Consider the following 10898-nt stretch of genomic DNA (forward strand, 5'->3'; position numbering starts at 1 on the left):
TCGGACCGGCCCCTTGCCGTGGCGGATGGCGTTGGTGACCAGCTCGCTCACGATGAGCTCGGTGGTGAAGGCCGCCTCGTCCAGGTCCCAGGCCGCGAGCTGCTGGTCGACGAGCCGGCGTGCCGTGCCCACGACGGAGGCGTCCGCGGGCAGCGTCCAGTCCGCGACCTGCTCCGGCGGCAGGGCGTGGGTGCGCGCCAGCAGCAGGACGGCGTCGTCCTGGCGGGAGGGCGCCATGCGGTACACGGCGGTGTCGCACAGCTCCTGGAGCGGCCGGGTGGTCGACGCGAGGACGTGTTCGAGGTGGCCCCGGGCGGCCGTCTCGTCCTCCCCGGCGGCGGCGAGGAGACCACTGGTGCACTGGGCGACGAGGCTGCCCGGCAGCAGCTCGACCACGACCGGCGTGAAGGCGTCCCCGCCGCCCGCGCCCAGCGGCGGCCCCTCGGGAACGTCCACGGCGAGCGGCGACCCGTCGGGGTCGATGAGGACGGGCGCGGGATGCCCGGCGCGGATCATGGTGCACTGGCAGGAGACGGGGTTGTAGACGGTGATCGCGCAGGTCGCCACGTGCGCGTGCGGCTCCGAGGCGCCGGCGACCGGCAACTGCCCGGCGACCTCGTCCAGATGGGTCATCAGCTCGTCCGTCTCCAGGTCCTGGAGGGCGAGGGTGCGCAGCGCGACGCGGAGCTGACCCATCGTGGCCGCCGCCTCGATGCCGTGGCCGACGACGTCCCCGACCACCAGGGCGACGCGGGTGCCGGAGAGCGGGATGACGTCGAACCAGCCGCCGCCGGCTCCCTCGGGCAGGTACACGTGGGCGGTCTCCACGGCCGAGAGGCGCGGGATGACGCCGGGTTGCAGCGTGCGCTGGAGCGCGGAGGCCACGGTGTGCTCGCGGCGGTAGCTGTGCGCGTTGTCGAGGTGGGCGGAGACGGTGGAGGCGGCCTGCCGGGCCACGTCCAGATCCGCTTCGTCGAACGGGTCGATCCGGTTCCGGTACAGGCTCAGCAGCCCGAGTACGGCGTCCCGTGCCATGAGCGGGGCGACGATCATGGAGTGGACGTCCGCCGTGACCAGCGGCGCGAAGTCGTCCGGGTGGGCCGTGAGCCACGGATCGTCGGCGGAGACCTGGACGAGGCGGGCGTGCGTGTCGTTGAGGGCCTGGGTGTAGGGGCTGGGGAAGGGGAAGGGGCGGCTGTCCCCTTCCTTCCTGCTCAGGTCGGCGGTGGGCGGCGCGTAGGACACCCGGCGCAGCGGGACGTCCGTCGGCACGGGCCCGGGCCGGTGCGCGGTTCCGGCGGGGTCGTCGTCCAGCAGGTCGACGCTCGCCAGGTCGGCGAAGCCGGGCACCAGGGCGCGTACCAGTTCGTCGGCCGTGGTCCGCACGTCCAGCGTGGAGCCGACGCTCGCGTGCACCGTGCTGAGCACGGCGAGGCGGTCCGCGGCGGCCTGCCGCTCCGTCACGTCCTCGACCACGCCGACCAGCCCGGGGGCGCCGTCGTCCCCGGCGGACAGCGGGAAGAGGGACACCTCGACGGCGAGCGTCCGGTGCGGCTCCGAGGGCGACCGGCCGCGGAACAGCCGGCTGCGCACCGGCTCGCCGGTCGCGAGGACCTCGTCGACCAGGGAGTCCAGCTCGCCCGGCTCGAAACCGGGGGCGAAGGCCTCGACGCCGTGCCCGATGACGTCCTCGGCGGGCAGCCGGCGCACCCCCCGGCCTGCGGGGTTGTAGCGCGTGACCTTCTTCTCGGCGTCGAAGACGAACAGGCCCTGGGGCGAGTCGGCGAACAGCGCGCTCAGCACCGCGGTGTCGTCGACGGGATCGCCTGTCACCCGGACTCCCTTCACGGACCTTCCTCCCCACCTTCTCGCATCGGCCCCGCACGGCAACTCGGCCGGCGCGGCACGGTGAACCGTGAGGGCGGGGCGGGCCGCGGGGTCAGCGCACGGGGAAGCCGAAGGAGTAGCCCTGGTCCTTGAGCCAGGGCAGGACGCGGCGCAGGGCCTCGACGGTCTGGGAGCGGTCGCCGCCGGCGTCGTGGAAGAGGAGCGTCGGCCCGTTGGGGAGCTCCCGCTGCACGGTGGCGACGATGGCGTCCGTGCCGGGCCGCTCGAAGTCCTTGGTGTCCACGTTCCAGCCGAGCGGGCGCATGCCGTGGGAGGCGGCCAGCTTGCGGCTGTACGGCGTGAAGGCGCCGCCCGGTGCCCGGTAGTACATCGGCCGCACGCCCCCGGACGCCTCGACGATCATGCGTTCGGCGTCGAGGATCTCCTTGGACTGGTAGGCCTCGGACTTCTTGTCCATGGCCGTGTCGTGGGAGACCGAGTGGTTGCACAGCCGGTGCCCGGCCGCGACCACGTCCTTCACGAGGTCCGGATGGGCCTGCGCCTGCGTCCCCGTCACGCAGAAGGTGGCCTTGACCGCGTACTCCCGCAGCAGGTCGAGGACTTGGGGCGTCCACGCGGGGTCGGGGCCGTCGTCGATGGTGATGTTGACGCCGCGCGCCCCCGCGTCCGAGGCGTGCGCGATGGTCACCGCGACCTGCTCGGCGGCACCGCCGGGCGCGGCCGGCGCGGTCGCCCCGGACGACGCCGAACCGCCCGCGGAGTCGGCCTGCGCGGTCCACACCGAGGCGCCGACGGCGAGCATCGTCACCCCGAGCGCCGCCCCGACGACCTTGCCGTACCAGCCCCGCCCGCCACTGTGCCGCGCCATGTCCGCCCCGCTCTCCCGCAGTTGCCCGCCTCGGTCACCCTCAGTCCACCTGGCAGGACGACGAACGGCGGCCAGGGGCTGCGTCCGTTACCGATCACGGACAAACCCGGGGGGTTTCACGGACAACCGGCCGAGCGGCGGACGACGTACAACCACCAACGAGACGCAGCGTCTTGCAAACGGCGAAGGAATGCCCTATGGTCGAGTCATCGCAAGACGAGACGAGACGTCTCGCCTCGCATCGCTTCGTTCTGCGTCCCTGTCACCGACGAAAGAAGACGCACTTGTTCCATGCTCCGGAAGTCACCTCCGCCCGTACCGCCGCCTCGCAGCTCACCGTCACCGACGTCAGCAAGCGCTACGGCGGGCACCTCGTCCTGGACCGGGTGTCCTTCACGGTCCGCCCCGGCGAGAAGGCCGGGGTCGTCGGGGACAACGGCTCCGGCAAGTCCACCCTGCTGCGTCTGCTCGCCGGCGCCGAGCAGCCCGACAACGGCGAGGTCCGCGTCGTCGCACCGGGCGGCACCGGCCACCTGGCGCAGACCCTCGACCTCCCCGACTCGGCGCGCGTCGGCGACGCCATCGACCTGGCCCTGGCCGAACTGCGCTCCCTGGAGCGCCTGTTGAGGTCGACCGGCGCCACGCTCCACTCCGCCGACCCGGCCGCGTACGACCGTTACGCCGCCCTGGAGGCGGAGTTCGAGGCGCGCGGCGGCTACGACGCCGACCGCCGGGTCGACGTGGCCCTGCGCCACCTCGGCGAGCCGGCCGGCCTGGACCGGTCGCGGCGGCTCGGCACCCTCTCCGGCGGCCGGCGCTCCCGCCTCGCCCTGGCGGCGACGCTCGCCTCGGCACCCGAACTGCTGCTGCTCGACGAGCCGACGAACGACCTGGACGACGAGGCCGTGGCCTGGCTGGAGGAGCGGCTGCGCGCCCACCGGGGCACCCTGGTCGCCGTCACCCACGACCGGGAGTTCCTCGACCGGGTCACGGACACCGTCCTGGAGGTCGACCACGACACCCGCACCGTCCGCCGCTACGGCGACGGCTACCAGGGATACCTCGCCGCCAAGGCCGCCGAACGCGCGCGGCAGCAACGGGAGCACGAGGAGTGGCGCACGGAGCTGACCCGCCAGTCCCGGCTCGCCGACTCCCACGCGGGACGCCTGGAGGCGATCCCCCGCAAGGGGCCGTGGGCGTTCAGCGGCGCCGGCGCCTTCCGGGCCCGCTCGCGTGCCCACGGCGCCATGAGCAGGATCCGCAACGCCCGCGAGCGGCTGCACCGGCTCACGGAGAACCCGGTGCCCGCGCCCCCGGAGCCGCTGCGCTTCGCGGCGGACATCGCGGGGTCGGCGGACCGCGCGGTGGAGGTGGCGGACCTGCGCGTCCCGGGCCGCCTGGCGCTGGACTCCCTCCACGTCCCCGCGGGCGGCCGCCTCCTGGTGACCGGCCCCAACGGCGCGGGCAAGACCACCCTGCTGCGGGTCCTGGCCGGCGAACTCACCCCGGAGCCGGGCGCCACCGTCCGGCGGCCCGCACGCGTCGGCTTCCTGCGCCAGGTGGCGCTCCCGGCCACCCCCGAGGAGGAGAGCCGCCCCCTGCTCACCGCCTTCGGCGCCGACCGCGCCGACGAACTGCTGGCCCTCGGCCTGTTCCGCGAGGCCGACCTGACCCGGCCCGTCCGGGACCTCTCCACCGGCCAGCGCCGCCGCCTCGAACTGGCCCGCCTGCTCACGGGCAGGCACGACCTGCTGCTGCTCGACGAACCGACGAACCACCTCTCGCCCACCCTGGTCGAAGACCTCCAGACGGCCCTGACCCACTACGAGGGAACCCTCGTCGTCGTCACCCACGACCGCCGCCTGCGCGCGACCCTCCCGGGAGCCGTCCGCGAGATCACCCCGGCCGGGTGACCGGGCAGCTCACGGAGTGACGATCGCGAAGTCCGGATCGGGGTCGTCGAGGACCGACAGCAGGGTCCGCAGGACGTCCGGGTCGCCGGTGTGCTCGACGCCGTTCAGGCCCTTGCCCGTCAGCACGCCCATGAGCTGGGGCTTCGTGAGGGTGAGGGCGAGGCCGGCGTCCTCGACGGGCTTCGCGGTGGGGGTGTGGGTCAGGACGCCGTTGCGCAGGTTCATGCGGTGGCGCTCGTCCAGGTCGGTGAAGTGCCAGGAGACGACGAGGTCCTGGTCCCACGCCCGGGGGCCGTCGACGCGGATGGCGAGGGAGTCGAACGCCTGTTCCACAGTGAGCGCGGAGGCCATGCTGCCCGCGGTGAAGGGGGTGGGCGTCACGCCACCGCGCAGTTCCCGGGCGCCCATCAGGTAGTTGTTGCGCCAGGTCCCGCACTCGGCACCATGTCCCAGGCGCTCGAAGACATCGGCCAGCAGCTCCTTCGCCTCGGCGCTGTCGGGTGCGGCGAAGGTGGCGTGCTTGAGGAGCTGCGCGGCGAAGCGGAGGTCGCCGTCGTCCCGGTAGGAACGGGCCTTGACCAGCACGGAGTCCAGGCCGCCCATGCAGTCGACGTAACGCTCGGCGCTCTCGGTGGGCGGATGCTCCCACAGGGAGGCGGGGTGCCCGTCGTACCAGCCCATGTAACGCTGGTAGACGGCCTTGACGTTGTGGCTGACCGAGCCGTAGTAGCCACGGGCGTGCCAGGCGCCGGCCAGCCGGGGCGGCAGCTCGATCCGCTCGGCGATCTCGGTGCCGGTGAGGCCCTGGTTGAGCAGGCGCAGAGTCTGGTCGTGCAGATAGCCGTAGAGGTCCCGCTGCTCGGTCAGGAACCGCTTGAGCCGGCCGGTGCCCCAGGTCGGCCAGTGGTGGGAGGCGAAGAGCACGTCGGAGTCGTCGCCGAACAGCTCGACGGCCTCGGAGAGGTAGCGGGACCAGACGCGGGCGTCGCGGACGAGGGCGCCGCGCAGGGTCAGGATGTTGTGCAGGTTGTGCGTGGCGTTCTCGGCCATGCACAGGGCCCGGCGCTCGGGAAGGTGGAAGTTCATCTCCGAGGGGGCCTCGGTGTCCGGGGTCAGCTGGAAGCGGAACAGCACCCCGTCGAGGGTCTCCTCCTGCCCGGTGTGCGTGATCTCCAGCGTCGGCGGCAGCAGGCTGGGCAGCCCGTCGGAGGCGGCGAACCCGAGCCCGACGCCGACGAGCCCGGCCGGGCCCGGCTCCAGTCCGCGGCCGGTGTGGTAGCTGCCGCGGCGCAGCATCGCCGTACCGGCGTAGACGTTCTCGGAGACGGAGTGCTCCATGAACCCTCGCGGCGCCACGACCGGTACGCCGTCGTCGGCACCGATGACGCCGAGGACGCCGCCGAAGTGGTCGATGTGGGAGTGGGTGTACAGCACGGCGGTGACCGGGCGGTCGCCGCGGTGCTCGCGGTACAGGGCGAGGCCGGCGGCGGCACACTCCCGGGAGACCAGCGGGTCGACCACCACGACACCGCGCTCGCCCTCGACGAGCGTCATGTTGGACAGGTCGTAGCCGCGGACCTGGTAGACCCCGTCGGTCACCTCGTACAGCCCGGCACGGGCACACAGCTGAGCCTGCCGCCACAGGCTGGGATGCACGGTCTCGGGACAGTCCCCCTCCAGAAACGCGGTGGCCCCGAAGTCCCACACCACGCGCCCGTCGTCCCCGGTGACCACCGCCGAGGCGGGCCCGCCGACGAGCCCCCGGTCGGCATCCTCGAAGTCACCCCGATCACCGAAGTCGGGCACCTTCCCGACACCACCCACGACAGCCTCCAGCCCTGAGAACGCGCCTTTACCCCTCGGAAGCTACCAATCCACCGCAAAAGCCGCAGAACTCGTCGGCGGGCTCGGCCCACCACGCCGTCGGCTCGCCGTTCGCTCATCGGCTCTGCCACCACATCAGGCCGCACGCGACGAGAGCGGAGCCCGTGGCCGTGGCGACGCCTCGTACGGCGGCGAACAGGGCGGCACGCCCCAGACGGCGAGCGGTTCGCCGCCGCTTTCGCTCCGTGAGCCTGCTCATCGGGATCTCCTCCGGTCGGTGTCGTCGCTGCTGCGAACTGGCGGTCCGAGTCTTCTGCGGTGACGTGGAAGAGACCCGGCCGGGCGGGAGGACCGGGCGTTTTCCGTTCTACGCTGCTGGCTGACGGGGTGCCCGCCGCACCCGCTGCGGACAGTCCCGGGCGCGGGCGGCCAGGAGAGGGAACGCGAGTGACAGCACGGTCCCGGGAGGCGCAAGCGCTCTACGAGCAGTTGCGCGCACTGGAGGGACGGGCGCGGGCGGCCCGTCACCGGTACTCGCGGCGGGAGGTGATCCAGGCGCTCGCCAAGCCCCCGTACGGGAGGAGAGTCGGCAATCAGCGGATCAGCGACTGGGTGCCGGCAGGGGACAAGGAGCCGAAGGTCCCGAGCGACAGGAGCAGCGACGACGTCCTGGCGTTGGTGCGGCTGTGGAGTTCCTGGGCAGGTGAGAGCGTCAACGAGCGTCACTGGCGCGACCTGTTGGAGCAGGCGCAGCCGGTGCGGGGCATGCGCGCGGCGCCGGCCGGCCCCGGACGTCCGATCGGTGAGTTCACCGATCCGTTCGCGCTGGAAGTGCACGAGGCCATCGACGGCGACGGCGCGTCGGGGCTGCCGTTGCTTCCCCTCTATGTCGAACGGCAGCACGACCGGTGGCTGGCCGACGTGGTGGACGGCGTCGTCGCGTGGTCCGGAGGGCAGCCGGCCGGCGCGCTCGCCGTCCTCGTCGGGGAATCATCGACCGGCAAGACGAGGGCGTGTTGGGAAGCGCTGAAACTGCTCCCTCCGGACTGGCGGCTCGTGGTTCCTCTGGTACCGAGCCCCGCCGAAGCACTGATCGCCGCATTGCCCGGCATTGCTCCCCGCACGGTCCTGTGGCTCGACGAGATCCACCGCTTCCTGGGCGGAGACCGGGGCGAGCAGGCAGCCGCCCACCTCCGCGAGGTGCTGAACGACCCGGGGCGGGGGCCGCTGCTCGTCCTGGGCACGACCTGGCCCGGCCTGTGGAGGGCCCTGGTGAAGCCGCGTGGAGACGGCGACCACGGAGATCCGCGGGCGCAAACCCGTGCACTCCTCACCGGGAGGCACCACAGGACACCGGACACCTTCGAGGACGCGGACCTGCCCGAGCTGCGGCACCTAGCCGTTGCGGACGTCCGGCTCCGGGAAGCGTTGGAGAAGGGCGAGCCGGGACGGATCACGCAGTACCTGGCGGGCGGTCGCGCTCTCGTCGACCGGTACGAGACCGCCACGGCCCTTCAGAGGGCCCTGATCGAATCGGCCATGGACGCCCGTCGCCTCGGGCACGACACGCCTCTCCCGCGAGTCCTCCTGGAGGCGTCGATCCGCCACTACCTCTCCGCCGACCAGTACGACTTGGTGGGGGACGGCGACATCGATCTCGCACTGGCGGAACTGAGTGAACCGGCGCGTGGAACCCGCGGCCCCCTCACGCCCATCACCCACCGCGAACCCGGCAGACCTCGTGTCCACACCGACGACATCAGACTCGCGGACTACCTGGACCAGCACGGCAGGAAGGAAAGGCGCACCAAGGCACCGCCGGCGGGACTGTGGGACGCCCTGGCCGACCACGCCACGCGCGACTCCCTCACGGCATTGGCCGAATCGGCCAGGAACAGAGGGCACCTGCGGATCGCACTGCGGCTGCTCGTGGCCGCGGTGGAGGCGGGGGTGCCGGGTGCGGCCGTGACAGTGGCTCAGTTCCTTGAGGATGAGGGCAGACCGGACGAGGCGCTGACGTGGTGCCTGCCTCTCGCGGAAGCCGGGGATGTCGCTGCCATGGACTGGGTGGCCGGGCTCATGGAGGCGACCCGCCCGGACGAAGCGGTGGCCTGGCACAAGAAGGCCGCAGAAGCAGGAGGAACTCACGGCTGGCTCTACGCCGGCATGCTCCTGCGCGGGGCTGGAGAGTTCCAGGAGGCGGAGTCCTGCTTCAGGCGGGCGGCAGATGCCGGTGTGCACGGCGCACACGGCGAGTTGGCCCAACTGCTGCGACAGGCGGGGCGGACGGAGGAGGCGCTCGTCCATCTCCGGCAAGAGGCCGAGGAGAGCGGCGGTTACGCAGTGGTGGAGGCGGCCACCCTGATGCGGCGGCGCGGTGACAGCGGCCTGACCGTCCTGGCGTGGCTGCTGCCCCGTGCGGCGGAGGAACTCGGAACGGACGACAGCGGCTTCGTCCCTTGGGCAGAGCATGCGTTGATCGGGCACCTGGCCATGGACGCCGGCCTTCGAACCCGATTGTGGAGCCTGGTCGAGGAGGAGGGGCAGGACGCCTCGGCACGCCGTGACTTGACCGCACTGCTCCGCCTTGCGGAGGAGTACGCCAAGAGGGACCGTCCGGAGAAGGACACGAACACGCCGGAGATGCTCAGGCGCCAGGGCCGCCTGGCGGAAGCACTCGCGCTGTACGGGAAAGAGGCCGAGGCCGGTCGAAGGGACGCGGTTGCGCATGTCGCGGCCCTGCACGAGCAACTGGGCAGGCCCTCGGACGCCCTCGCCTGGTACCAGCGTGCGGCGGAAGGCGGTGATCGGGAGGCCATCCCTCAGATCGCTCGCCTGATGACGGCAGCCGTCGGGCCGGACGAGACGTTCGACTGGCTGAAGTCGTGCGCGGATCGCCGAGGTGAGGAGGGCTACCCGGAGCAACGGGACGTCGTGGCCGAGCTGCTCCGCCTTGCCGGCCGCACGGACGATGCGCTCGCCTGGCTCCGCCGCGTCTCGCGATCCGGTGACCCGTACGCCCGGTACCAGTACGCGAAACTGCTTGAGGCGGCCGGTCGTACGGAGGACGCGCAGCGCGTACGGCGGTACGGCTGGGAGCCCGGCGGTGAGATGTCGAAACCGTGGAGTGCGGTCGACTCCGTCGGGTGACGTGTCAGACCCGTGCGTCAGACTCCTGCCCATGTCCCCACGATCCGACATGGCGAAGAGGAGGAAAACGGCTTACGGAACTCCTCGGCACGGCACGACGCGCTGCCGCCCAGGCGGAAGAATGGGAAATTGTGCGGGCCATGTCCATGATTAACGAGTTCTGGTGTATGGAAGCCGAGAAATATCAGGCCGACCATCCTGAAGCCGCTGTCGCGGATATTCTGGACCACATTCGCACATTGGGTGCGGACGCTCAGTTCATGCAGGCTCCCGTAGAAGATCCAGCGCGTTATCACATTCCTCGCGGGATAGCGGAGCGTGCGGTGTGGACGGAGCGCGTGCTGAAGAATCGGGTAGAGGTGACAGACCCGGCGGGAGCTGCGCGTGCGCTCGTCCGGACCGGCCCCTACCGGAAGCACGCGATGACGAGCGGGAGGTCCTCCAGCCACCTGCGGAGCTGGGACGTCCTGCGGGCCTTCACCGCCTGCTGATGGACCGTGCCGTCGTGGAGCCTGACGGTCACCCAGAGATACTTCTGCGGTCCCGCCGCGTACTCGACCGTGCTGACGCGGTCCCAGGTGAACTGGAAGTACCGCACGTCCGATTCGAAGGCGACGCCCTCGGCGTCGACCAGAACGGCACTGGTGGCGTCCGCGGCCACGAAGGAGATGTCGGCGTCCGTCGGCCCGGGTGCGGGGACGCCCCAGGGGGCTGCCGACGGGGCGGCCGGCGGATAGGGCGGCGGGTAGGAGGGCGCGGTCGGTGCCTGGTACGGGGGAACCGCGTCCATCGGCGGCAGCACCACCTCCGTGGGGCTGTACGTGCCCGGGGCCGGCGAGAACAGATCCAGCAACCCTGCCGGGGCGGGCCGTTGGGCGGGGTCCTTGGCGAGGCACGCGATGAGCATGGGCCGCAGGCCCGGTGGCACGGACGAGAGGTCCGCCGGCTCGTGCACCGCGCGGTACATCAGGCCCATCGGCGTACCCCCGCCGAAGGCACTCCCCCCGGCGGCGGCGACCAGCACGGCCCCGAGCGCGAACACGTCGGCGGCCCCGCTGACCTCCTCGCCCATGGCCTGCTCGGGAGCGAGGAACCCCGGCGTCCCGAAGGCCACACCGGTGGAGGTCAGGCGGGTGGACTCCATGGCTCGCGCGATACCGAAGTCCAGGACTCTCGGGCCGTCGGCGGCCATGATGATGTTCCCGGGCTTGAGATCGCGATGGACCAGTCCACAGCTGTGGATCGCCGCGAGCGCCTCGGCCAGCGCCGCCCCCAGCCGCCGCAACCGCCCTTCA

The 10898-nt window shown here is 72.2% G+C and carries 7 protein-coding genes; 2 read left to right on the top strand and 5 right to left on the bottom strand.

Annotated features, from left to right (window positions below; genetic code table 11):
• The coding region (locus GTW67_RS32355; RefSeq protein ID WP_161168312.1) for a SpoIIE family protein phosphatase at positions 1–1833 on the bottom strand (1833 nt) is incomplete at its 3' end.
• 106 nt (positions 1834–1939) lie between these two features.
• Positions 1940–2716, bottom strand: coding sequence for a polysaccharide deacetylase family protein (locus GTW67_RS32360; RefSeq protein ID WP_161168313.1), 777 nt, complete (start codon positions 2714–2716; stop codon positions 1940–1942).
• A gap of 197 nt (positions 2717–2913) precedes the next feature.
• Here GTW67_RS32360 and abc-f point away from each other — a divergent pair, with 197 nt between their 5' ends.
• Complete coding sequence (abc-f, locus tag GTW67_RS32365; protein ID WP_161168314.1) at positions 2914–4629, top strand: ribosomal protection-like ABC-F family protein; 1716 nt, start codon at positions 2914–2916, stop codon at positions 4627–4629.
• A gap of 9 nt (positions 4630–4638) precedes the next feature.
• Here abc-f and GTW67_RS32370 read toward each other — a convergent pair whose 3' ends face one another.
• Both GTW67_RS32370 and GTW67_RS32375 read right to left on the bottom strand, forming a co-directional pair.
• Positions 4639–6453, bottom strand: coding sequence for an alkyl/aryl-sulfatase (locus GTW67_RS32370; RefSeq protein WP_346010800.1), 1815 nt, complete (start codon positions 6451–6453; stop codon positions 4639–4641).
• Between the two features lie 115 nt (positions 6454–6568).
• On the bottom strand, positions 6569–6712 hold the full coding sequence (locus GTW67_RS32375; protein WP_161168315.1) for a hypothetical protein: 144 nt from the start codon (positions 6710–6712) through the stop codon (positions 6569–6571).
• Between the two features lie 188 nt (positions 6713–6900).
• On the opposite strand from GTW67_RS32375, the gene GTW67_RS32380 reads away from it, so the two are divergent.
• Complete coding sequence (locus tag GTW67_RS32380) at positions 6901–9603, top strand: tetratricopeptide repeat protein (protein WP_161168316.1); 2703 nt, start codon at positions 6901–6903, stop codon at positions 9601–9603.
• A gap of 406 nt (positions 9604–10009) precedes the next feature.
• Here GTW67_RS32380 and GTW67_RS32385 read toward each other — a convergent pair.
• Positions 10010–10898: serine/threonine-protein kinase (locus GTW67_RS32385; RefSeq protein ID WP_161168317.1), on the bottom strand; the 889-nt coding region annotated here is incomplete at its 5' end.

Origin of the sequence: Streptomyces sp. SID5910 (assembly GCF_009862125.1) — a bacterium.
Taxonomy (GTDB): domain Bacteria; phylum Actinomycetota; class Actinomycetes; order Streptomycetales; family Streptomycetaceae; genus Streptomyces.

Excerpts from the sequence above, each read along its gene's own strand:
- GTW67_RS32360 (WP_161168313.1), bottom strand. The coding sequence starts at position 2,716 with ATGGCGCGGCACAGTGGCGGGCGGGGCTGGTACGGCAAGGTCGTCGGG.
- abc-f (WP_161168314.1), top strand. The coding sequence starts at position 2,914 with ATGGTCGAGTCATCGCAAGACGAGACGAGACGTCTCGCCTCGCATCGC.
- GTW67_RS32375 (WP_161168315.1), bottom strand. The coding sequence starts at position 6,712 with ATGAGCAGGCTCACGGAGCGAAAGCGGCGGCGAACCGCTCGCCGTCTG.